The organism is Escherichia sp. E4702 (genome assembly GCF_963883545.1).
Taxonomy (GTDB): domain Bacteria; phylum Pseudomonadota; class Gammaproteobacteria; order Enterobacterales; family Enterobacteriaceae; genus Escherichia.
Genome location: NZ_CAWORF010000021.1, coordinates 139,679 through 163,055 on the forward strand (window position 1 = coordinate 139,679; position 23,377 = coordinate 163,055).

The following is a 23,377-nucleotide window of genomic DNA, read 5'->3' on the forward strand; positions in this document are numbered from 1 at the left end:
CCGTTACTGATGCGTTACAACGATCAAACGCAGGGCATCCAGACGCCAGCCTGCCTGATCCAGGCTTTCCATTACCTGCTGACGGTTGCTCTCAATGGCGGTCAGTTCGTCGTCACGAATGTTCGGGTTCACCGCACGCAGCGCTTCCAGACGAGACAGTTCGGCAGACAGTTTTTCGTCGGCTTCGTTACGCGCTGCATCAATCAATGCACGGGCAGATTTCTCGATCTGCGCTTCACCCAACTGGAGGATAGCGTGAACATCCTGCTGCACGGCGTTAACCAGTTTGCTGCCGGTGTGGCGGTTCACCGCGTTAAGCTGACGGTTAAAGGTTTCAAACTCCACCTGCGCTGCCAGGTTGTTGCCGTTTTTATCCAGCAGCATACGTACCGGCGTCGGCGGCAGGAAGCGGTTAAGCTGCAACTGCTTCGGCGCCTGGGCTTCAACCACGTAAATCAGCTCTACCAACAGTGTACCTACCGGCAATGCTTTGTTTTTCAACAGTGAAATCGTGCTGCTACCGGTATCGCCAGAGAGGATCAGATCCAGACCGTTGCGGATCAGCGGATGCTCCCAGGTAATAAACTGTGCATCTTCACGCGCCAGCGCCACTTCACGGTCGAAGGTTATGGTAATACCGTCTTCCGACAGGCCAGGGAAGTCCGGCACCAGCATATGATCGGACGGCGTCAGCACGATCATGTTGTCGCCGCGATCGTCCTGATTGATACCGATAATATCGAACAGGTTCATGGCGAAGGCGATCAGGTTGGTATCGTCATCCTGCTCTTCAATGCTTTCTGCCAGCGCCTGGGCTTTTTCGCCACCGTTGGAATGGATTTCCAGCAGGCGGTCACGACCCTGTTCCAGCTGTGCTTTCAGCGCTTCATGCTGCTCGCGGCAGTTTTTGATCAGATCGTCAAAGCCTTCGGTTTGATCCGGTGAAGCCAGATAGTTAATCAGATCGTTGTATACGCTATCGTAAATAGTGCGTCCGGTCGGGCAGGTGTGCTCGAACGCATCCAGACCTTCGTGATACCAGCGCACCAGCACTGACTGAGCGGTTTTTTCCAGATAAGGCACATGGATCTGAATATCGTGCGCCTGACCGATACGATCCAGACGACCAATACGCTGCTCCAGCAGATCCGGGTTGAACGGCAGATCGAACATTACCATGTGGCTGGCGAACTGGAAGTTACGCCCTTCAGAACCGATTTCCGAGCACAGCAGTACCTGAGCGCCGGTGTCTTCTTCGGCAAACCAGGCGGCAGCGCGGTCACGTTCGATAATCGACATGCCTTCGTGGAACACCGCGGCGCGAATACCTTCACGTTCGCGCAGTACTTGCTCCAGTTGCAGCGCAGTGGCAGCTTTGGCGCAGATCACCAGCACTTTCTGAGAACGATGGCTGGTCAGGTAGCCCATCAGCCATTCAACGCGCGGATCGAAGTTCCACCAGGTGGCGTTATCGCCTTCAAATTCCTGATAAATACGCTCCGGGTAGAGCATATCGCGAGCGCGATCTTCAGCACTTTTGCGTGCGCCCATAATGCCGGAGACTTTAATAGCGGTCTGATACTGCGTCGGCAGCGGCAGCTTAATAGTGTGCAGCTCGCGTTTCGGGAAGCCTTTCACACCGTTACGCGTGTTACGGAACAGCACGCGGCTGGTGCCGTGGCGATCCATCAGCATCGAAACCAGTTCCTGACGGGCGCTCTGGGCATCTTCGCTGTCGCTGTTTGCTGCTTGCAACAGCGGCTCAATATCCTGCTCGCCGATCATCTCGCCAAGCATGTTCAGTTCGTCATTGCTCAGTTTGTTACCTGCCAGCAGCATGGCAACGGCGTCCGCAACCGGACGATAATTTTTCTGCTCTTCAACGAACTGCGCGAAATCGTGGAAACGGTTCGGGTCCAGCAGACGCAGACGGGCGAAGTGGCTTTCCATACCCAGCTGTTCCGGGGTTGCGGTCAGCAGCAGAACGCCCGGCACGTGCTCTGCCAGTTGTTCAATAGCCTGATATTCGCGGCTCGGCGCGTCTTCGCTCCACACCAGGTGATGCGCTTCATCGACCACCAGCAGGTCCCACTCGGCTTCACAGAGGTGTTCCAGACGCTGTTTGCTACGACGGGCAAAATCCAGCGAGCAAATCACCAGCTGTTCGGTGTCGAACGGGTTGTAAGCATCGTGCTGAGCTTCGGCATAACGCTCATCATCAAACAGCGCAAAGCGCAGGTTGAAACGGCGCAGCATTTCCACCAGCCACTGATGCTGTAAAGTTTCCGGTACGATAATCAGCACACGTTCAGCAGCGCCAGAGAGCAACTGCTGATGCAGGATCATCCCGGCTTCAATGGTTTTCCCTAACCCCACTTCGTCAGCCAGCAGAACGCGCGGCGCGTGGCGGCGACCAACATCATGAGCGATGTTGAGCTGGTGCGGGATCAGACTGGTACGCTGACCGCGCAGGCCGCTGTACGGCATACGGAACTGTTCGCTGGAATACTTACGCGCGCGATAACGCAGTGCAAAGCGGTCCATACGGTCAATCTGCCCGGCAAACAGACGGTCCTGCGGTTTGCTGAACACCAGTTTGCTATCAAGGAAAACTTCACGCAGGGCCACGCCGGACTCTTCAGTATCCAGGCGAGTACCGATATAGGTCAGCAAGCCATTTTCTTCTTTTACTTCTTCGACTTGCATCTGCCAGCCGTCATGGCTGGTAATGGTATCACCAGGGTTGAACATCACGCGGGTCACGGGGGAATCACTGCGTGCGTACAGACGGTTTTCACCAGTAGATGGGAAAAGTAATGTGACAGTTCGCGCATCCACCGCGACAACGGTTCCAAGTCCTAATTCGCTTTCTGTATCGCTGATCCAGCGTTGACCAAGTGTAAAAGGCATATGTGTTTGGCTCTATATCTTTAATTGCAGGCAATAACTACCCGCTACCAGGCTAATGTGGTAGTGGTGTTATTCAGGTCCAGGAATGGAAAGGGCGCTATGGTACTGGATGGCAAGGCATTCGTCACGCATCAAAATGGTATCTGACGAACTCTTTTTTTGCTCAAAATAGCCCAAGTTGCCCGGTCATAAGTGTAGCAAAATTATCCTCAATAAAGGGGAGTATTCCTTCCGCCACAGGTTGAAGCTGGCGGGTCAGATAGTGTTCGTAATCCAGCGGTGAACGTTGATAGTCCAGCGGCTCCGGGCCGTTGGTGGTCCATACGTACTTAATGGTGCCACGGTTCTGGTATTGCAAGGGGCGACCGCGTGTTTGGTTTTCTTCATCGGCAAGGCGTGCAGCGCGTACATGTGGCGGTACATTACGCTGATATTCGCTCAGCGGACGGCGCAGCCGTTTACGGTAAACCAGTTGGGCATCCAGTTCACCCGCCATCAGTTTGTCGATGGTTTCGCGTACGTATTCCTGATATGGCTCGTTGCGGAAGATGCGCAGGTAAAGTTCCTGCTGAAACTGCTGGGCCAGCGGCGTCCAGTCGGTGCGCACGGTTTCCAGCCCTTTAAACACCATCCGCTGTTTGTCACCCTCCTGAATCAGTCCGGCATAACGCTTTTTACTGCCGGTATCGGCTCCGCGAATGGTTGGCATCAGAAAACGGCAGAAATGGGTTTCATACTCCAGTTCTAATGCGCTGGTCAGCCGTTGTTTTTGCAGCGTTTCCGCCCACCAGGCGTTAACGTGCTGCACCAGTGCACGACCGATTTTCGCCGCCTCTTCTTCCGAAAGTGCGCCTTTCAGCCAAACAAACGTTGAGTCGGTATCGCCGTAGATCACGTCGTAGCCCTGCGCTTCAATCAATGCTTTGGTTTGCCGCATGATCTGATGACCACGCATGGTGATCGATGACGCCAGGCGCGGATCGAAGAAGCGGCAGGCAGTGGTGCCAAGCACGCCATAAAAGGCATTCATGATGATCTTCAGCGCCTGCGACAGCGGCTTGTTGCCCTGACGTTTGGCTTCATCGCGCCCGTGCCAGATGTTAGTCACAATCTCCGGCAGGCAATGTTTTTCCCGCGAGAACCATGCATCGAGAAAACCTTCGGTGCTGTGCTCTGGATCAGGCTGCGCCATGCCTTCTACCAGCCCGACGGGATCAATCAGAAAGGTGCGGATGATCGACGGGTACAGGCTTTTGTAGTCCAGCACCAGCACCGAATCATAAAGCCCTGGCCGCGAATCCATCACGTAGCCGCCAGGGCTGGCGTGTGGCGGCACTTCGCCGAGATTAGGCGCGACATAACCAGCGCGGTGCATACGGGGAAAATAGAGATGACCAAACGCCGCCACCGACCCCCCGTGCCGATCCACCGGCAGGCCGTTCACCGTCGCTCGTTCGAGCAAAAACGGCATGATTTCAGTTTTATGGAAAATCTGCGTCACCAGCTCGCAATCTTTCAGGTTATAAGTCGCCAGTGCGGGCTTATCTTCGGCGAAACGGCGGTCAATTTCGTCCATCCGATCCCACGGGTTATCGATAGATTTTCCTTCGCCTAATAGCTCCTGAGCGACAGTTTCCAGTGAGAATGAAGAGAAATTCCAGAACGCGGATTTCAGCGTACCCCAGCCAATTTATTCAAGACGCTTACTTTGTAAGTGCACCCAGTTGGGGTATCGCCAAGCGGTAAGGCACCGGATTCTGATTCCGGCATTCCGAGGTTCGAATCCTCGTACCCCAGCCACATTAAAAAAGCTCGCTTCGGCGAGCTTTTTGCTTTTCTGCGTATATTCAATGCCGAATGTGATGCTGACACGTCTTATCCTTCAAAGTCGGATGCGACGCTGGCGCGTCTTATCCGACCTACGGTTGGCATGCTTCCGGCAATGTTGTAAGGCTACAACCCTAACGCATATTTCAGCGCCTGACGTTTCAACACGCCAGCACGCTCCGCCGCCATTAATCCGAGATTACGCACAAAACGCAGTGGTGGCAGATTATTGCTGAATCCGGCATAAAACAGATCCATACCGCTCTGCATAATGAAGTTATCCGCCATGCGTCGCATCTGGTAACGCTTGAGCACAGGATAACTGGCCCACGCTTCGCCATAGCTGCGGGCGTTGACCAGAACATCAATCAGGGCATCGACATCACGATAACCAAGATTCACCCCCTGCCCCGCCAGCGGATGGATGGTATGCGCGGCATCGCCCACCAGCGCCAGCCCCGGCTGCACATACTGCAACGCATGGCGACGCGTCAGCGGAAAAGCACCTGCGGCAAGCGGCGTCACGTACCCAAGACGCGACGGGAAATGCTTCGCGATTTCCGCCTGTAACTGCGCCATATTCATATTCTGCAACTGGCGAATGCGCGCCGGAGAGTCATACCACACCAGCGATGCCCAGTTATCAAACAATGGCAGAAACGCACGCGGTCCGTCCGGGGTAAATTGCTGCCAGGTGCTGTCGCCGGGATCGTTCTCACACTGTACGCTAATCAACATACACGACTGCGCATACTGCCAGGCATGAACGCCAATTCCCGCCATCTGCCGCACCTGCGAATTTGCGCCGTCGGCACCAATCACCAGCTTCGCGCGGATCGTTTCACCGCCCTTCAGTTCCAGCTCCTGAAGATCATTATGGCGATGCAGCGAAATCAGCGAGGTTGGTACACGTAACGTCACGTTCGGATGCGCTTCCAGCGCCTGCCACAGCGCCTGTTGCAGAACAGTGTTTTCCACCATATAGCCCAGCAGAGGCAGCTTTAATTCGGCTGCGTCAAACACCACATGCGCCGTTTCCCACTCCCACGTTTCCAGTCTGCGATAAGGATGGCAACGCATAGCCTGTACCGCATCCCAGACGCCTAAACCTTTAAGCAGAGACACCGACGCGGCGCTGATCGCTGAAATACGCACGTCCGGCTTGCTGTCAGCGATAAACGGCGCAGGTTCTGCGTGCTCGATTACCGTTACCGCAAATCCGTGCTGTGCCAGCCCCAGAGCCAGCGCGCCGCCGACCATTCCTCCGCCGACAATGGCAATTTCCGTTGGTTGATTTGTCATGGTCAATCATCCTGTTAGCAATATGCTTTAAGTTTACAGGATTTTTACCCCCAAGGGCTGATAACGCTCATACTGGTCACAACGGCAGCAAAGCATTACACTATGCGCCCTGCATTCCTGGCTACTATTTCGCAAGAGCAAGTCGATGACCAAAAAACTCCATATTAAAACCTGGGGCTGTCAGATGAACGAGTACGATTCATCGAAGATGGCCGATCTGCTGGATGCCACCCACGGCTATCAACTGACCGACGTGGCGGAAGAAGCGGATGTGCTGCTGCTGAACACCTGCTCAATCCGCGAGAAGGCTCAGGAAAAAGTCTTCCATCAGTTGGGTCGCTGGAAACTGTTAAAAGAGAAGAATCCAGACCTGATTATCGGCGTCGGCGGCTGCGTGGCATCGCAAGAAGGCGAGCACATTCGCCAGCGCGCCCACTATGTCGATATTATTTTTGGGCCGCAAACGCTGCACCGTCTGCCGGAGATGATCAACTCCGTGCGCGGCGACCGCAGCCCGGTTGTAGATATCAGCTTCCCGGAAATCGAGAAGTTCGACCGTCTGCCGGAACCGCGCGCCGAAGGGCCGACCGCGTTTGTCTCCATCATGGAAGGCTGCAATAAATATTGCACCTACTGCGTGGTGCCTTACACCCGTGGTGAAGAGGTAAGCCGTCCGTCTGACGATATTCTGTTTGAGATTGCCCAGCTTGCGGCTCAGGGCGTGCGTGAAGTCAACCTGCTCGGTCAGAACGTGAACGCCTGGCGTGGTGAAAACTACGACGGCACCACCGGATCGTTTGCCGATCTGCTGCGTCTGGTTGCTGCGATCGACGGGATCGATCGTATTCGCTTTACCACCAGCCATCCGATCGAATTCACCGACGATATCATCGAAGTGTACCGCGACACGCCGGAGCTGGTGAGCTTCCTGCACCTGCCGGTACAGAGCGGTTCCGATCGCATTCTGAACCTAATGGGCCGTACCCATACGGCGCTGGAGTACAAAGCGATCATCCGTAAACTGCGTGCGGCGCGTCCGGATATTCAGATCAGTTCTGATTTCATCGTTGGCTTCCCTGGCGAAACCACCGAAGACTTCGAGAAAACGATGAAGCTGATTGCCGACGTCAATTTCGACATGAGCTACAGCTTTATCTTCTCTGCACGTCCGGGTACGCCAGCCGCCGATATGGTTGATGATGTTCCGGAAGAAGAGAAGAAGCAGCGTCTGTATATTCTGCAAGAACGTATCAATCAGCAAGCGATGGCATGGAGCCGCCGGATGCTCGGCACCACCCAGCGTATTCTGGTAGAAGGTACATCGCGTAAGAGCATCATGGAGCTTTCCGGTCGTACTGAAAATAACCGCGTGGTCAACTTCGAGGGCACGCCGGATATGATCGGTAAATTCGTCGATGTAGAAATTACCGACGTCTACCCGAACTCTCTGCGCGGTAAAGTGGTGCGTACTGAAGATGAAATGGGTCTGCGCGTGGCAGAAACTCCGGAATCGGTGATTGCCCGTACTCGCAAAGAAAACGACCTTGGCGTGGGTTATTATCAGCCGTAATTCTCAGGCCCGCCGGTCTGGTAAGTTTTGAGACTGACGTCAAACGCAAATTGCCTGATGCGCTACGCTTATCAGGCCTACATGATTCCAGCAATATATTGAATTCGCATGAATTTGTAGGCCGGACAAGGCGTTTACGCCGCATCCGGCATGAACAACACGCACTTCGTCAATAATCACTGGCCCGCCGTTCCGGTGGGCCTTGTTTTTTCTCTCTTTATCCCCATCTTTATCGCAATGCTTGCGCCTTTTTCCTGTGGCGTGAATAATTTCCTTATAGGCCGGTGAATGTTCAGCTTCCGGCGGCATACAGATAAGAGGAACGGTTTGAACATAGACACTCGCGAAATCACCCTGGAGCCAGCAGACAATGCGCGTCTGTTGAGCCTGTGCGGCCCGTTTGATGACAACATCAAGCAGCTCGAACGCCGTCTCGGCATCGAAATCAATCGCCGCGATAACCACTTTAAACTGACCGGCCGCCCGATTTGCGTCACCGCCGCGGCAGACATTCTTCGCAGCCTGTATGTCGATACCGCCCCGATGCGCGGTCAGATTCAGGATATCGAACCGGAACAGATCCACCTTGCGATTAAAGAAGCGCGGGTACTGGAGCAAAGCGCGGAGAGCGTGCCGGAGTACGGCAAAGCGGTCAATATCAAAACCAAACGCGGCGTAATTAAGCCGCGCACGCCAAACCAGGCGCAGTACATCGCCAATATTCTCGACCATGACATCACCTTCGGCGTTGGCCCGGCGGGTACAGGTAAAACCTACCTGGCAGTGGCTGCGGCTGTTGATGCCCTGGAGCGTCAGGAAATTCGCCGTATTTTGCTGACTCGTCCGGCAGTAGAAGCCGGTGAGAAGCTGGGCTTCCTGCCTGGTGATTTAAGCCAGAAAGTAGACCCGTATCTGCGCCCACTGTACGACGCGCTGTTTGAAATGCTGGGCTTTGAGAAAGTCGAGAAACTGATTGAGCGCAACGTTATTGAAGTCGCACCGCTGGCCTATATGCGTGGTCGTACGCTGAACGACGCGTTTATCATTCTTGATGAAAGCCAGAACACCACCATCGAACAGATGAAGATGTTCCTGACCCGTATCGGTTTTAACTCAAAAGCGGTTATCACCGGCGACGTCACACAGATCGATCTGCCGCGTAATACTAAGTCTGGTTTGCGTCATGCCATCGAAGTGCTGGCCGATGTCGAAGAGATCAGCTTTAACTTCTTCCACAGCGAAGACGTGGTTCGTCACCCGGTGGTGGCGCGTATCGTTAACGCTTATGAAGCCTGGGAAGAAGCCGAACAAAAACGTAAAGCGGCGCTGGCGGCAGAACGCAAGCGCGAAGAACAGGAACAAAAATGAGTCAGGTGATCCTCGATTTACAACTGGCATGTGAAGATAATTCCGGGTTACCGGAAGAGAGCCAGTTTCAAACATGGCTGAATGCGGTGATCCCGCAGTTTCAGGAAGAATCGGAAGTGACTATTCGCGTGGTCGATACCGCCGAAAGCCACAGTCTGAATCTGACCTATCGCGGTAAGGATAAGCCGACCAACGTGCTCTCCTTCCCGTTTGAAGTGCCGCCTGGCATGGAGATGTCGCTACTGGGCGATCTGGTTATCTGCCGTCAGGTGGTTGAGAAGGAAGCACAGGAGCAAGGCAAACCACTGGAGGCGCACTGGGCGCATATGGTGGTGCACGGTAGTCTGCATTTGTTAGGTTACGATCACATCGAAGATGACGAAGCAGAAGAAATGGAAGCCCTCGAAACAGAGATTATGCTTGCTCTGGGCTATGAGGATCCGTACATTGCCGAGAAAGAATAATTTGCCAGGCATTTGACTGGCAGACGTCCCCGCCGTTGGTGATTAACGACGGCGTTTTGATTAACTAACATGAGAACCCATACGACGCCATGAGCGACGACAATTCACACAGTAGTGACACGATAAGCAACAAGAAGGGATTTTTCTCCCTGTTACTCAGCCAACTTTTCCACGGTGAACCGAAAAACCGTGACGAACTGCTGGCGCTGATCCGTGATTCCGGGCAGAACGACCTTATCGACGAAGATACGCGCGATATGCTCGAAGGAGTGATGGACATCGCAGACCAACGCGTCCGCGACATCATGATCCCCCGCTCCCAGATGATTACCCTGAAACGCAACCAGACGCTGGACGAATGCCTTGATGTCATCATCGAGTCCGCCCACTCACGTTTCCCGGTGATTAGCGAAGACAAAGATCACATTGAAGGGATTCTGATGGCGAAAGACTTGCTGCCGTTTATGCGCAGCGATGCTGAAGCCTTCAGCATGGACAAAGTGTTACGTCAGGCGGTTGTCGTTCCTGAAAGTAAGCGCGTAGACCGGATGCTGAAAGAGTTTCGCTCTCAGCGTTACCACATGGCGATCGTCATTGACGAATTCGGTGGGGTTTCCGGTCTGGTGACCATTGAAGACATCCTGGAACTGATTGTTGGTGAGATTGAAGACGAGTATGACGAAGAAGATGATATCGACTTCCGTCAGCTGAGTCGTCATACCTGGACCGTGCGCGCACTGGCTTCCATTGAAGACTTCAACGAAGCGTTCGGCACCCACTTTAGCGATGAAGAGGTCGACACTATCGGTGGTCTGGTGATGCAGGCATTTGGGCATCTTCCGGCGCGTGGCGAAACCATCGACATCGACGGTTACCAGTTCAAAGTGGCGATGGCCGACAGTCGGCGTATTATTCAGGTTCATGTCAAAATCCCGGATGACTCACCCCAGCCGAAGCTGGATGAATAAAACCGAAACTGGATAGATAACTACATGGCTTTTGCCTCATTAATTGAACGCCAGCGCATTCGCCTGCTGCTGGCGTTATTATTCGGTGCCTGCGGAACGCTGGCCTTCTCTCCTTACGACGTCTGGCCTGCGGCGATTATTTCGCTGATGGGGCTTCAGGCGTTGACCTTTAACCGCCGTCCACTCCAGTCTGCCGCTATTGGCATTTGCTGGGGATTTGGCCTCTTTGGCAGCGGTATCAACTGGGTCTATGTCAGTATCGCGACCTTTGGCGGAATGCCTGGCCCGGTTAACATCTTCCTGGTGGTACTGCTGGCGGCGTATTTGTCGCTGTATACTGGACTGTTTGCTGGCGTGCTGTCGCGTCTGTGGCCGAAAACCACCTGGCTGCGCGTGGCGATTGCCGCCCCTGCTCTCTGGCAAGTGACCGAGTTTCTGCGCGGTTGGGTGCTGACTGGCTTCCCGTGGTTACAGTTCGGCTATAGCCAGATTGATGGCCCGTTAAAAGGGCTGGCACCGATAATGGGCGTGGAAGCCATTAACTTCCTGCTGATGATGGTTAGCGGCCTGCTGGCACTGGCGTTAGTCAAACGCAACTGGCGTCCGCTGGTGGTGGCCGTCGTACTGTTTGCCCTTCCCTTCCCGCTGCGTTACATCCAGTGGTTTACCCCGCAACCGGAGAAAACCATTCAGGTTTCGATGGTTCAGGGCGATATTCCGCAATCGCTGAAGTGGGATGAAAGTCAGCTTCTTAATACGCTGAAGATTTACTACAACGCAACGGCACCGCTGATGGGCAAATCATCGTTGATTATCTGGCCGGAGTCGGCAATAACCGATCTGGAAATTAATCAGCAACCGTTCCTCAAAGCACTGGACGGTGAGTTGCGCGATAAAGGTAGCTCGCTGGTAACCGGGATTGTCGACGCGCGTCTCAATAAGCAGAACCGCTACGATACCTACAACACCATCATCACACTGGGTAAAGGCGCACCGTACAGCTATGAATCAGCCGATCGCTATAACAAAAACCATCTGGTGCCGTTTGGCGAGTTTGTCCCGCTGGAGTCGATTCTGCGTCCGTTAGCACCGTTCTTTGATCTGCCGATGTCGTCGTTCAGCCGTGGGCCATATATCCAGCCACCGCTATCGGTAAATGGTATTGAGCTTACTGCGGCCATTTGCTATGAGATCATTCTTGGCGAGCAAGTGCGCGATAACTTCCGCCCGGATACCGACTATCTGCTGACTATCTCCAACGATGCGTGGTTTGGTAAGTCTATTGGTCCTTGGCAGCACTTCCAGATGGCGCGAATGCGTGCGCTGGAGCTGGCGCGCCCACTGTTGCGCAGCACCAACAACGGCATTACGGCGGTGATTGGTCCGCAGGGTGAGATTCAGGCGATGATCCCGCAGTTCACCCGCGAGGTGTTAACCACTAACGTGACGCCAACCACCGGACTCACACCGTACGCACGTACCGGCAACTGGCCGCTGTGGGTGCTGACGGCACTGTTTAGTTTTGCCGCTGTGTTGATGAGTCTGCGAGCACGTAAACGTTAATGTGCCTGATGCGCTACGCTTATCAGGCCTACGCGATTTTTGCAACATGTTGAATTTACGTGATTTTATAGGATGAAGCGTACTTTCTCAACACACTGTGGGGCATGATTATCATGCCCCTTTTTCTTACGGTTCAGGGATACAAGCCACATTGCCATATTGGGGATGACGAATAATTGCCTGCGGATCAAGCGAGCGCGTCCTGTCCAGTTGGAGTAACCCGTTCTTCGCCATAACAAATATTTTTCTACCATCCGCTGAAAAACGCAGGTGATTAACGTAGCTGGCAGGATAAACGCCAATAATCTGCCCGGCATTAATATTAAGCAGGATGACATAACCTTGCAGGCCATATGACACCAACGCTAAATATTGACCGTCCGGGCTAATACCCTCAACGGAATAAACGCTCCTGCTACACCATTGCGTCATAATGCTGGCTTGTTGATCCCCTACGCTTATACGTGAAATCCCCTGGCTATCGGCAAAAATAACCTCACCATTTTTGGGTCGGAATCCCATCGCAGAAACGACACCACGCGCATCACCTGCGGGAAAGTCTTCTTTCTGATGCGTGATGGTATTGATCCGCACGATGTTACCTCTGCCTGCTCCCGGAACCAGTAATGTTCTTTCATCCGGGGAAAGTGCCATAACCCAGGCGCCTGGTTTACCGCTTGTCCCCGTCCCGTCGTATTTCTCCAGCGGGATATCCGCCACATGCTGATAAGTCACCAGATCAATGGCTGACACACTATTACTGGTGCGATTCATCACCCAGGCTTTTGTTCCATCATGCGAGAGGATAAGGCTGTCAGGATGTGCGCCGGTGGTAATCGACTGAATAATCTCCCCCGTCGCCACGTTAATGACCGATAACGCATTCGCTTCAAATGACGTCGCATAAAGCAACTTTTCATCCGGGCTTAATGCCAGCGATCTGACGCCCTGATCTTTACAGCCACCACAATGTTTGACTGACTTTTCTTTCGCTATGGGCGCTGTAAAGGTATGCAGGATTTTCTTTTGTCCGAGGTCGAAAACAACAATACTGTTCGTGTTTTCAATTGCGGCATACAACGTATTACCATCCCGACTGATCGCCATATCATGGATATCGGCAATCTCAGCGAGCAAATCACCACTGGCCTGTTCACGACTTACCGGAGCGGATAATGTTTCCCTGAGGGCGTTACGTTCCTCCGCTAACTGTTGCTTTTTTTGCCGTCGCTCTTGTTCAATCTCCTGCGGATAAAACGCTTCACGCAGGCTTTGCCTGACCTGTAAAACTGATTCATCAATCTGCTGCTGCGCAAGCCAGATAGCCCCGATAAGAAGAAGACTGCCCGCAACAATAATCCCGCCTTCCGTAACAAGCCGGTTTTGCCCAGATAAACGCGCACTCAGCCACCCCAACGCGCCACCCGCAATCAGGCCGCCAATATGACAAGCATTATCTATTCCTGTTTGCCGGGCACCATACAACAGTGTCAGCGCCACCATACCCAACAGAGAAAATACTCGCCGCTGGTTTTTATGGTGTGTACCCGCACCTGAAGTAAGCTGTGTTGCTATCGCAGCGCCAGCTATCCCCATAATTGCCCCGGATGCCCCAACGCTGATGACTATCTGCTCACTTTCGCGTAACGCATAACAGGCGCTGATGAGTCCACCAATGACGCCGGAGAACAACCAGATAATCAGGAGTCGCCATTTCCCCAGAATCCGTTCCGCCACAGCCCCCACCACCAGGAGAGCAAACATATTCATCAGCAAATGGGAAAAACTACTATGCAGAAAGACACTGCTCAATAAGCGCCAGGGTTCACCCGACAACGTGAGAGAAGCAACGTTTGCGCCGAGATGGATAAGTGCGGATTGATCGACTTCTTCATAACTCATCCATTGTGCGAGGTAACAAAATATCCCAACACAAAACGCAAAAAGGATAAGGGTTATTGCGGGTAATTGAACATTTAACGGCTTAACCGTAGATGCAGACATAAGGTGATTCTTCCTTGAAAAGACAGGTAAAAAGCATTTTTCCCGTGTGCAGTTATCATCCCGGCAAACGTCCCATACCGAAAAGTTAACACTGTCCGAAATATGACTTTTTCAGTCTAAAATTACAACCGTAATTAATTCACACCTAAGTATTTTTTGGCATGTATGTTGCTTTATTTACTGTGTAAGCAATGAAATCAGCCGCGACGCAACCGGGTTGCACCATCACAAATCAGCGGTAGCACCAAAAAGGTGCGGTTTAAGAATTTTGCTTCGGAATGGTGCGGAGCATCTCGCAAAAACAAACAATAAAACAGCAATATCTTTACATTTAGCCAAACTAAATGTTACCTAACAAGCACAACACTGCACAATAAAGTTGCAGATGATAACAACACAAACACTCACAACGGGTATCCATGCGTTTTTAACGCAGAAGATAAAGGAGTTGGATATGCAATTACGTAAACCTGCCACAGCAATCCTGGCCCTGGCACTTTCCGCAGGCCTGGCACAGGCAGATGACGCTGCCCCGGCAGCGGGCAGTACTCTGGACAAAATCGCCAAAAACGGTGTGATTGTCGTCGGTCACCGTGAATCTTCAGTGCCTTTCTCTTATTACGACAATCAGCAAAAAGTGGTGGGTTACTCGCAGGATTACTCCAACGCCATTGTTGAAGCAGTGAAAAAGAAACTCAACAAACCGGACTTGCAGGTGAAACTGATTCCGATCACCTCACAAAACCGTATTCCTCTGCTGCAAAACGGCACTTTCGATTTTGAATGTGGTTCTACCACCAACAACGTCGAACGCCAAAAACAGGCGGCTTTCTCTGACACTATTTTCGTGGTCGGTACGCGCCTGCTGACCAAAAAGGGCGGCGATATCAAAGATTTTGCCGACCTGAAAGACAAAGCCGTGGTCGTCACTTCCGGCACTACCTCTGAAGTTTTGCTCAACAAACTGAATGAAGAGCAAAAAATGAATATGCGCATCATCAGCGCCAAAGATCACGGTGACTCTTTCCGCACCCTGGAAAGCGGTCGTGCCGTTGCCTTTATGATGGATGATGCCCTGCTGGCCGGTGAACGTGCGAAAGCGAAGAAACCAGACAACTGGGAAATCGTTGGCAAGCCGCAGTCTCAGGAAGCCTACGGTTGTATGTTGCGTAAAGATGATCCGCAGTTCAAAAAGCTGATGGATGACACCATCGCTCAGGTGCAGACCTCCGGTGAAGCGGAAAAATGGTTTGATAAATGGTTCAAAAATCCAATTCCGCCGAAAAACCTGAACATGAATTTCGAACTGTCAAACGAAATGAAAGCACTGTTCAAAGAACCGAATGACAAAGCACTGAACTAATTACAAGAACCAGGGGCGGAAATTCCAGCCCTCTCGATTGTTACGTAGCACGGACAGACTATACGCCTGATGGTCGTTCCCCATCGGGCCTGAAAACCGCAATACGCTGGGTAACAATCTTCGAGGGTAGCAGTTAACGCTGCTACCCTCTTTTTTCTGGAGTAGATTTATGTCTATAGACTGGAACTGGGGTATTTTTTTACAACAAGCCCCGTTCGGCAACACCACCTATCTTGGTTGGATCTGGAGTGGTTTTCAGGTCACGATCGCTTTGTCGATCTGCGCCTGGATTATCGCTTTCCTCGTCGGTTCATTTTTCGGCATTTTACGTACCGTTCCAAACCGTTTTCTCTCCGGTCTGGGTACGTTGTATGTCGAACTGTTCCGCAACGTGCCGTTGATTGTGCAATTCTTTACCTGGTATCTGGTGATCCCGGAGCTGCTGCCGGAGAAAATCGGCATGTGGTTTAAGGCCGAGCTGGATCCCAATATTCAATTTTTCCTTTCATCCATGCTCTGCCTGGGGCTGTTTACTGCCGCCCGTGTTTGCGAACAGGTACGCGCCGCGATCCAGTCGCTGCCGCGTGGGCAGAAGAATGCCGCGCTGGCGATGGGTCTGACGCTACCGCAGGCTTACCGCTACGTACTGTTGCCTAACGCTTATCGCGTTATCGTCCCGCCGATGACCTCCGAGATGATGAACCTGGTGAAAAACTCCGCCATCGCCTCGACTATCGGTCTGGTAGATATGGCGGCGCAGGCGGGTAAATTACTCGATTACTCCGCTCACGCCTGGGAGTCGTTTACCGCCATCACGCTGGCGTATGTGTTGATTAACGCGGTTATCATGTTGGTAATGACGCTGGTTGAACGTAAAGTTCGCCTGCCCGGCAACATGGGAGGCAAATAATGTACGAGTTTGACTGGAGTTCCATTGTCCCTTCCCTGCCATATCTGCTCGACGGGCTGGTGATCACCCTGAAAATCACCGTCACGGCAGTCGTGATTGGTATTTTGTGGGGCACCATGCTGGCGGTGATGCGCTTGTCCAGTTTTGCGCCTGTTGCGTGGTTTGCCAAAGCCTACGTTAACGTATTCCGCTCGATTCCTTTAGTTATGGTTTTGCTGTGGTTTTACCTGATTGTGCCGGGTTTTCTGCAAAACGTGCTGGGATTATCGCCAAAAAATGATATCCGTTTAATTTCGGCGATGGTGGCGTTTTCGATGTTTGAAGCGGCCTACTATTCAGAGATTATCCGCGCCGGTATTCAAAGTATTTCTCGTGGTCAGTCGAGCGCCGCGCTGGCGTTGGGAATGACTCACTGGCAGTCGATGAAACTGATTATTCTGCCGCAGGCGTTCCGCGCGATGGTGCCGCTGCTGCTCACTCAGGGCATCGTACTGTTCCAGGATACCTCACTGGTGTATGTGTTATCTCTGGCCGATTTCTTCCGTACCGCCTCAACCATCGGTGAGCGTGATGGTACGCAGGTTGAGATGATCCTGTTTGCCGGATTTGTTTATTTCGTTATTAGCCTTAGCGCGTCGTTGTTGGTCAGCTACTTGAAAAGAAGGACAGCATAATGATTACCCTGAAAAATGTTTCAAAATGGTATGGTCACTTTCAGGTGCTGACCGACTGCTCAACCGAAGTGAAAAAAGGCGAAGTGGTGGTGGTTTGTGGCCCGTCTGGTTCCGGCAAATCAACGCTGATTAAAACCGTCAACGGCCTCGAACCAGTGCAGCAAGGTGAAATCACTGTCGATGGTATCGTGGTTAACGACAAGAAAACCGATCTGGCAAAGCTGCGTTCCCGCGTCGGGATGGTATTCCAGCATTTCGAGCTGTTCCCTCATCTGTCGATTATCGAAAACCTGACCCTGGCGCAGGTGAAAGTGCTTAAACGCGATAAAGCGCCGGCTCGTGAAAAAGCATTGAAATTGCTGGAGCGCGTGGGACTTTCCGCACATGCCAATAAGTTTCCGGCGCAGCTTTCCGGCGGTCAGCAGCAGCGTGTGGCGATCGCTCGCGCATTGTGCATGGATCCTATTGCGATGCTGTTCGACGAACCGACATCGGCGCTGGATCCGGAGATGATCAACGAAGTGCTGGACGTGATGGTCGAACTGGCGAACGAAGGAATGACCATGATGGTGGTGACCCACGAAATGGGCTTTGCCCGTAAAGTGGCGAATCGGGTGATCTTTATGGACGAGGGAAAAATCGTCGAAGACTCGCCGAAAGACGCTTTCTTCGATGATCCGAAATCGGACCGAGCAAAAGACTTCCTCGCGAAAATCCTGCACTAATCCTTCTGGCGCGCATACCCAGGTGCGCGCCATCTCACGCTTTATCGTTTCGGTCCTCGTATCTGTTACATTCCGGCGTTACCCTTGTCGCAAAGAAACACACAACAAGGAGCAACAATGGCACTGCCAATTCTGTTAGATTGCGACCCAGGTCATGACGACGCTATCGCAATAGTTCTCGCCCTCGCCTCACCAGAGCTTGATGTCAAAGCCATCACATCTTCAGCCGGAAACCAGACACCCGATAAAACATTACGCAATGTTCTGCGTATGCTGACCTTGCTTAATCGCACCGATATTCCAGTAGCAAGCGGTGCGGTAAAACCGTTAATGCGTGAGTTGATTATCGCGGACAACGTACACGGCGAAAGTGGACTGGACGGCCCGGCATTACCAGAACCGACGTTTGCACCGCAAAACTGTACGGCGGTGGAGCTGATGGCGAAAACGCTGCGTGAAAGTGCGGAACTTGTCACCATTGTTTCTACCGGACCGCAAACTAACGTCGCCTTGCTGCTCAATAGCCATCCGGAACTGCACAGCAAAATCGCCCGTATCGTGATTATGGGCGGCGCAATGGGGCTTGGTAACTGGACGCCTGCGGCTGAATTTAATATTTACGTTGACCCGGAAGCGGCAGAAATTGTCTTCCAGTCCGGGATTCCGGTGGTGATGGCCGGTCTGGATGTTACTCACAAAGCACAAATCCACGTTGAGGACACCGAGCGTTTCCGCGCTATTGGTAACCCGATTTCAACCATTGTTGCCGAACTGCTGGATTTCTTCCTCGAATATCATAAAGACGAAAAATGGGGCTTTGTCGGCGCACCGCTGCATGACCCATGCACCATTGCCTGGCTATTGAAACCCGAGTTGTTTACCACCGTGGAGCGCTGGGTCGGCGTTGAAACACAGGGGAAATATACCCAGGGGATGACGGTTGTTGATTATTACTATCTGACCGGTAATAAACCGAATGCCACTGTAATGGTCGATGTTGATCGTCAGGGCTTTGTTGATTTACTGGCTGAACGTCTGAAATTTTACGCTTAATACTCCTTATTGATTAAGATCACCACGTTTTACCAGGGTGGTCTTAATCTGGTTATCTCTTTTTCTTTCAAGATATAAATGCAATGGATAATGCAGAACTCGCCATTGGTATCGATCTCGGTACTACCAATAGTTTAATTGCTGTCTGGAAAGACGGTGCCGCACAATTAATTCCAAATAAATTCGGTGAATATTTAACACCATCCATAATTAGCATGGATGAAAATAATCATATTTTAGTCGGAAAACCGGCTGTATCAAGGCGTACTTCGCATCCGGATAAAACGGCAGCGTTATTTAAACGTGCAATGGGCAGTAATACCAACTGGCGGTTAGGCAGCGACACATTTAACGCGCCAGAACTGTCCTCTTTGGTATTACGCTCATTAAAAGAAGATGCCGAAGAATTTCTGCAACGTCCGATTAAAGATGTGGTGATCTCTGTTCCTGCTTATTTCAGTGATGAACAACGCAAGCATACCCGTTTAGCAGCAGAGTTAGCCGGGCTAAATGCAGTGCGCCTGATAAACGAGCCAACGGCAGCCGCGATGGCGTATGGCCTGCATACGCAGCAAAATACCCGTTCGCTGGTGTTTGATCTCGGCGGCGGCACGTTCGACGTCACGGTGCTCGAGTACGCCACGCCGGTGATTGAAGTTCACGCCTCCGCTGGCGATAACTTCCTCGGTGGCGAAGATTTTACGCATATGCTGGTCGATGAGGTTTTAAAACGCGCGGAAGTTGCCAAAACCGCGCTTAACGAGAGTGAACTGGCAGCCTTGTATGCCTGTGTGGAAGCGGCAAAATGTAGCAATCAATCGCCAATGCACATTCGCTGGCAGTACCAGGAAGAAACACGTGAATGCGAATTTTACGAGAACGAACTGGAAGATTTGTGGTTACCGCTACTCAACCGCTTGCGTGTGCCGATTGAACAGGCGTTGCGCGATGCACGTCTGAAGCCGAGTCAAATCGACAGCCTGGTACTGGTCGGCGGTGCGTCGCAAATGCCGCTGGTGCAGCGAATCGCCGTGCGTCTGTTTGGCAAACTACCGTATCAAAGTTACGACCCGAGCACCATTGTCGCGCTGGGCGCAGCGATCCAGGCCGCCTGCCGCTTACGCAGCGAAGACATTGAAGAAGTGATCCTCACCGATATTTGCCCCTACTCGTTGGGCGTTGAAGTTAACCGCCAGGGCATTTCCGGCATTTTCTCGCCAATTATTGAACGCAACACCACTGTGCCTGTATCGCGTGTAGAAACTTACTCAACCATGCACCCGGAACAGGATTCAATTACGGTTAACGTCTATCAGGGAGAAAACCACAAAGTTAAAAATAACATTCTGGTGGAATCATTCGATGTGCCGTTGAAGAAAACTGGGGCTTATCAGTCGATTGATATTCGCTTTAGTTATGATATCAACGGGTTGCTTGAAGTTGACGTGCTTCTGGAAGACGGCAGCGTTAAGTCCAGAGTCATTAATCACAGTCCGGTAACATTGAGCGCTCAGCAGATTGAAGAGAGTCGGGCGCGGTTATCCGCATTGAAAATTTATCCGCGCGATATGCTCATCAACCGTACCTTTAAAGCCAAACTGGAAGAGTTGTGGGCGCGTGCACTGGGTGACGAGCGAGAAGAGATTGGCCGGGTGATCACCGATTTTGATGAGGCGTTGCAGTCAAACGATATGGCCCGCGTCGATGAAGTTCGTCGACGGGCGAGCGATTATTTGGCCATTGAGATCCCTTAAACACGGCTGCCGGATGCGGCGTAAACGCCTTATCCGGCCTACTCGTAGGTCGGATAAGATGCATTAGCATCGCATCCGACATTGAAAGATAAGATGCGTCAGCATCGCATCTAACTGAGCAACATCGCGATTTTGCCGAGAGCATAACCTATCACCAGCACCGTTAAGCTGATTTTAATAATGCTGGTAATGCTCTGTGGTTTTTCATCCTCATCATTTATCTCTTCATGATTTTCAGGTATAGGCTCATCGACATCTTCATCCACCGGTTCGAGTTTCACTTTCGTTAACAGCATCCGGGTGATAATGGCCTCTAATGGATGAGCGTCTCCGCCTTCCAGCCTTGTATTAAGACGGGCCAGCATCTCTTGTTTCGGAAACGCTTCCAGTACTACTTGTTCCGCTACCCGATACAGATCCAGTAACGGTGAATCTTGCCCTGTCTCGCTACCGACTCTCGATTTCCACCACGCCCATGCTTTGCGTTTGAAGAATAACGACTCGATAAAAGATTGACCTAACGGCGATAATTTTCCGCTATGTAAAATTTCCGCCCATAACAGCCGCGTCCGGGCGCTCTCACCAGGAACATATTTCAACGGCTTACCTTGTGCATCAATCATGCTTCGCGCTTCGATAACCATCACTAATAACGCGAAGTAATCCGGGCAATGACGTTTGCTCCACTGCAATAACAAATTATCGGCTTGTGTAGATGGGTAACTTTCCCAGTACACGCAGAGATCGGCAAGCAGGCTTTCCCCCTCGCCGCAGAACAACCGTTGAGCACACAAGTAATATCGGGCATCTTCGCTTTCTGGTTCTTCCATTTGCCACTGTTTGGCTACAGGAATGAGTTCCGCCATACCTGTTTGCACCGAGCTGTACCAGCGCAATAGTTTGCGATGCAACTTCGCATCATCAGGAATTAACCACGGACCTGCCATCGCCAAAAATGCAGTGACATAGTCAGGATGGTAACGACAGCAACGTTCCAGCGCGAAGTAATATTCAACAGTCTGGTTCTGTAACGCAACGGGGTATTCCAGAAGGCTAAGGAAATCGAAACAATCACCAGCCTGAATGGCCTCAAGAAAAGCCTCCCGCTCTTCTTCATCCATTCCTTCGCTGTCATTAAACGAATGCCAGTTCAAACGCTCTGCCAGCAAAGAAGCACAATTTAATGAAAGATATCGCGCTTCTATAGCGATTGCACACAGCGGCCAGCGTAATTGATCGACATCCTCCATGTTCCAGGTATTTAATTGCTGAATAAATTTCTGCCAGGCGGAGGGCTGAAAACGATCACTTTCTGAATCCAGTAATGTCCTGAATGCACGTAGTATTTCATGTTCAGCGGCGGCATCTTTTTCTTCATAATCTGCTTCCTCGACAGGATTTACCGCCAGTCGCAGCGCCTCTTCATAGGCCTGACGTAACGCTTTAAACCCCTGCGGATCGGTTTCGGGATGACACAACGGTAAACGAGCAAGATAAGCCTGACGGATAATATCAACTTGTGTTGTGCTTTCGATTTCGAGGATTTGCCAACATGTTTTCATAGGTCGCTCACATCCTTAAGCGTTACCGGGCATTCAGGTTGGGCAGTTAATGGCTGCCAGGGAAGCGTGGCATAGAAACGATCGCTTCCCGCTACCAGCTCTTCGAACATCCGACTCCCGGCGCTATCATATTTGTACAAGGTCAGCGCCTCGCGTAGCGAAGCATTGTCTTCGCACTGAGCGGATTGCCAGTAGAGACGTCCTAACGAATAGGCGGAAAAATAGTGCATCCAACTCTGATAGTAATGGTGTGCTCGTTCATAGACGCGCGATTGCAGCCATAAACTCTCTTCTTCCGTCAGCCACTTGTTGAGCACACCGACCCGTGACAGAAACCCCATTCGAACATAATCCCAGGCTTTGATTCCCCCTTCCCCGCAGCACATAGCAGTTTGTGCAACAAATTGGGTATAAATCAGACCTCTGTCAGAGCTACCAGCAATTAATGCTTTCCACTCTTCAGGTGAAGTGCGATGCCATGCCAGATATAACCCGGCTAAATCATTTGCGTGACCATCATCGGTCATTTGGTAAATAGTCTGAATTAAATCATCACGATTATTTATTCCCCAGGATGATGACAGATCAAATTCTTTTATTCCGGTATACATTTTTGGCGAGTCATGTGCAGGCTTGCATCCCTTATTAAGAATCTCCATTGGCGTAGAAAGCGCAAATAGAAGGCGTTGTTCTTCCTTATCCATTTATTAACAATCCTTTAAGTACATTAACTGACTACTTTTTTATTAATGATGAGTATAAACTTGACGCTTTCAAAATAAAAAGAAAATCGAAGTATTGATAAATGAACAAAAAAATATATTTTATATTCGCAATATTTATAGTTGCAGCTATCACTTGTATTAGCCAACCTAAGAAAACGACTTTGCGCGATAAAGCTATGGTGAATTATGTCTTTGATTATTTAAGATCCCCAGGCAGTCTTCCGTTTACCACGGCAGCAACGGAGCTTTCCGCGATTCATGGTCACTCAACGTCGCAATATCGCCTTGGCGAATTTTATCTTCATGGTAGCGACGGTAAACCACTGGATTATACACAGGCGAGATACTGGTATGAGCAATCAGCAGAACAGGAAAATCCGCGCGCACAAAGCAAACTGGGGTGGATCTACCTGAAAGGTCTGGGAGTCAAACCCGATACCCGTAAAGCAATTCTCTGGTATAAGGAAGCAGCTGAACAAGGGTATGCTCATGCTCAATATACTTTGGGTTTGATCTACAGAAATGGCACTGGTATTAATGTTAACCATTATGAATCTCAAAAATGGTTAAAACTGGCCGCCAAACAACATTACAAAAATGCGGAAAGATTGCTTGCTGGGCTTCCCGCACATTAA

Annotated in this window: 17 protein-coding genes, 1 tRNA gene and 1 pseudogene; 13 read left to right on the plus strand and 6 right to left on the minus strand. The window is 51.4% G+C overall.

Going from position 1 to position 23,377, the window contains the following annotated elements; all coding sequences use genetic code 11:
- Positions 1–3: 3 nt before the first annotated feature.
- Positions 4–2,910: an RNA polymerase-associated protein RapA gene (gene rapA, locus AACU94_RS14135; RefSeq protein WP_001117011.1), complete on the minus strand. Its 2,907-nt coding sequence runs from the start codon at positions 2,908–2,910 to the stop codon at positions 4–6.
- A gap of 163 nt (positions 2,911–3,073) precedes the next feature.
- A pseudogene (locus tag AACU94_RS14140) lies at positions 3,074–4,597 on the minus strand (DNA polymerase II); the annotation flags it as partial.
- 38 nt (positions 4,598–4,635) lie between these two features.
- Here AACU94_RS14140 and AACU94_RS14145 point away from each other — a divergent pair.
- Positions 4,636–4,710, plus strand: a tRNA-Gln gene (locus tag AACU94_RS14145).
- 153 nt (positions 4,711–4,863) lie between these two features.
- Here AACU94_RS14145 and ubiF read toward each other — a convergent pair.
- Complete coding sequence (ubiF, locus tag AACU94_RS14150; protein WP_135489632.1) at positions 4,864–6,039, minus strand: 3-demethoxyubiquinol 3-hydroxylase; 1,176 nt, start codon at positions 6,037–6,039, stop codon at positions 4,864–4,866.
- 145 nt (positions 6,040–6,184) lie between these two features.
- Between ubiF and miaB the strand changes: the two genes are divergently transcribed.
- From miaB to lnt, 5 genes are all read left to right on the plus strand, one after another.
- The gene (gene miaB / locus AACU94_RS14155) at positions 6,185–7,609 is read left to right on the plus strand and encodes a tRNA (N6-isopentenyl adenosine(37)-C2)-methylthiotransferase MiaB (RefSeq protein WP_000162740.1); all 1,425 of its coding nucleotides are present in this window, start codon (positions 6,185–6,187) and stop codon (positions 7,607–7,609) included.
- Between the two features lie 327 nt (positions 7,610–7,936).
- Positions 7,937–8,977, plus strand: coding sequence for a PhoH family protein (locus tag AACU94_RS14160; protein WP_001018040.1), 1,041 nt, complete (start codon positions 7,937–7,939; stop codon positions 8,975–8,977).
- Positions 8,974–9,441, plus strand: a complete 468-nt coding sequence (gene ybeY, locus AACU94_RS14165; RefSeq protein WP_000084469.1) for an rRNA maturation RNase YbeY — start codon at positions 8,974–8,976, stop codon at positions 9,439–9,441. Before AACU94_RS14160 ends, ybeY begins: the two co-directional genes overlap by 4 nt.
- An 89-nt stretch (positions 9,442–9,530) precedes the next feature.
- Complete coding sequence (gene corC / locus AACU94_RS14170) at positions 9,531–10,409, plus strand: CNNM family magnesium/cobalt transport protein CorC (RefSeq protein ID WP_001278605.1); 879 nt, start codon at positions 9,531–9,533, stop codon at positions 10,407–10,409.
- Positions 10,410–10,433: 24 nt separating this feature from the next.
- Positions 10,434–11,972 (plus strand): apolipoprotein N-acyltransferase, encoded by a 1,539-nt coding sequence (gene lnt / locus AACU94_RS14175; RefSeq protein WP_135489633.1) that lies wholly within the window; start codon positions 10,434–10,436, stop codon positions 11,970–11,972.
- Between the two features lie 126 nt (positions 11,973–12,098).
- Here lnt and AACU94_RS14180 read toward each other — a convergent pair whose 3' ends face one another.
- The gene (locus AACU94_RS14180) at positions 12,099–13,976 is read right to left on the minus strand and encodes a rhomboid family intramembrane serine protease (RefSeq protein WP_135489634.1); all 1,878 of its coding nucleotides are present in this window, start codon (positions 13,974–13,976) and stop codon (positions 12,099–12,101) included.
- 454 nt (positions 13,977–14,430) lie between these two features.
- Between AACU94_RS14180 and gltI the strand changes: the two genes are divergently transcribed.
- The 6 genes from gltI to hscC all read left to right on the plus strand — a co-directional run bounded on the left by gltI (position 14,431) and on the right by hscC (position 20,455).
- A complete protein-coding gene (gltI, locus tag AACU94_RS14185) occupies positions 14,431–15,339 on the plus strand; it encodes a glutamate/aspartate ABC transporter substrate-binding protein GltI (RefSeq protein WP_130222612.1) in 909 nt (302 codons plus the stop codon).
- A 169-nt stretch (positions 15,340–15,508) separates the two neighbouring features.
- Positions 15,509–16,249 carry a glutamate/aspartate ABC transporter permease GltJ gene (gltJ, locus tag AACU94_RS14190; RefSeq protein ID WP_000020944.1) on the plus strand — a complete coding sequence of 247 codons (741 nt, stop codon included), beginning with the start codon at positions 15,509–15,511 and terminating at the stop codon, positions 16,247–16,249.
- The gene (gene gltK / locus AACU94_RS14195; RefSeq protein ID WP_000272824.1) at positions 16,249–16,923 is read left to right on the plus strand and encodes a glutamate/aspartate ABC transporter permease GltK; all 675 of its coding nucleotides are present in this window, start codon (positions 16,249–16,251) and stop codon (positions 16,921–16,923) included. Before gltJ ends, gltK begins: the two co-directional genes overlap by 1 nt.
- Complete coding sequence (gene gltL / locus AACU94_RS14200) at positions 16,923–17,648, plus strand: glutamate/aspartate ABC transporter ATP-binding protein GltL (RefSeq protein ID WP_000631384.1); 726 nt, start codon at positions 16,923–16,925, stop codon at positions 17,646–17,648. Before gltK ends, gltL begins: the two co-directional genes overlap by 1 nt.
- Positions 17,649–17,765: 117 nt before the next feature.
- Positions 17,766–18,701, plus strand: a complete 936-nt coding sequence (rihA, locus tag AACU94_RS14205; protein WP_130219453.1) for a pyrimidine-specific ribonucleoside hydrolase RihA — start codon at positions 17,766–17,768, stop codon at positions 18,699–18,701.
- An 83-nt stretch (positions 18,702–18,784) separates the two neighbouring features.
- Entirely contained in the window at positions 18,785–20,455 is a 1,671-nt protein-coding gene (gene hscC / locus AACU94_RS14210) for a molecular chaperone HscC (protein ID WP_130222610.1), read from the plus strand.
- A 110-nt stretch (positions 20,456–20,565) separates the two neighbouring features.
- Here the strand turns inward: hscC and djlC are convergent, their stop codons facing one another.
- Positions 20,566–22,017 (minus strand): co-chaperone DjlC, encoded by a 1,452-nt coding sequence (gene djlC / locus AACU94_RS14215; RefSeq protein ID WP_135489635.1) that lies wholly within the window; start codon positions 22,015–22,017, stop codon positions 20,566–20,568.
- Positions 22,014–22,721, minus strand: a complete 708-nt coding sequence (locus AACU94_RS14220) for a DUF1266 domain-containing protein (protein WP_135489636.1) — start codon at positions 22,719–22,721, stop codon at positions 22,014–22,016. Before AACU94_RS14220 ends, djlC begins: the two co-directional genes overlap by 4 nt.
- 101 nt (positions 22,722–22,822) lie before the next feature.
- Between AACU94_RS14220 and AACU94_RS14225 the strand changes: the two genes are divergently transcribed.
- Positions 22,823–23,377, plus strand: coding sequence for a tetratricopeptide repeat protein (locus AACU94_RS14225; protein ID WP_130219445.1), 555 nt, complete (start codon positions 22,823–22,825; stop codon positions 23,375–23,377).

What these genes read in the sequence shown, in the direction of transcription:
- rapA (WP_001117011.1), bottom strand. Translation starts at nt 2,910, where the DNA reads ATGCCTTTTACACTTGGTCAACGCTGGATCAGCGATACAGAAAGCGAA.
- ubiF (WP_135489632.1), bottom strand. Translation starts at nt 6,039, where the DNA reads ATGACAAATCAACCAACGGAAATTGCCATTGTCGGCGGAGGAATGGTC.
- miaB (WP_000162740.1), top strand. Translation starts at nt 6,185, where the DNA reads ATGACCAAAAAACTCCATATTAAAACCTGGGGCTGTCAGATGAACGAG.
- ybeY (WP_000084469.1), top strand. Translation starts at nt 8,974, where the DNA reads ATGAGTCAGGTGATCCTCGATTTACAACTGGCATGTGAAGATAATTCC.
- corC (WP_001278605.1), top strand. Translation starts at nt 9,531, where the DNA reads ATGAGCGACGACAATTCACACAGTAGTGACACGATAAGCAACAAGAAG.
- lnt (WP_135489633.1), top strand. Translation starts at nt 10,434, where the DNA reads ATGGCTTTTGCCTCATTAATTGAACGCCAGCGCATTCGCCTGCTGCTG.
- AACU94_RS14180 (WP_135489634.1), bottom strand. Translation starts at nt 13,976, where the DNA reads ATGTCTGCATCTACGGTTAAGCCGTTAAATGTTCAATTACCCGCAATA.
- gltI (WP_130222612.1), top strand. Translation starts at nt 14,431, where the DNA reads ATGCAATTACGTAAACCTGCCACAGCAATCCTGGCCCTGGCACTTTCC.
- gltJ (WP_000020944.1), top strand. Translation starts at nt 15,509, where the DNA reads ATGTCTATAGACTGGAACTGGGGTATTTTTTTACAACAAGCCCCGTTC.
- gltK (WP_000272824.1), top strand. Translation starts at nt 16,249, where the DNA reads ATGTACGAGTTTGACTGGAGTTCCATTGTCCCTTCCCTGCCATATCTG.
- gltL (WP_000631384.1), top strand. Translation starts at nt 16,923, where the DNA reads ATGATTACCCTGAAAAATGTTTCAAAATGGTATGGTCACTTTCAGGTG.
- rihA (WP_130219453.1), top strand. Translation starts at nt 17,766, where the DNA reads ATGGCACTGCCAATTCTGTTAGATTGCGACCCAGGTCATGACGACGCT.
- hscC (WP_130222610.1), top strand. Translation starts at nt 18,785, where the DNA reads ATGGATAATGCAGAACTCGCCATTGGTATCGATCTCGGTACTACCAAT.
- djlC (WP_135489635.1), bottom strand. Translation starts at nt 22,017, where the DNA reads ATGAAAACATGTTGGCAAATCCTCGAAATCGAAAGCACAACACAAGTT.
- AACU94_RS14220 (WP_135489636.1), bottom strand. Translation starts at nt 22,721, where the DNA reads ATGGATAAGGAAGAACAACGCCTTCTATTTGCGCTTTCTACGCCAATG.
- AACU94_RS14225 (WP_130219445.1), top strand. Translation starts at nt 22,823, where the DNA reads ATGAACAAAAAAATATATTTTATATTCGCAATATTTATAGTTGCAGCT.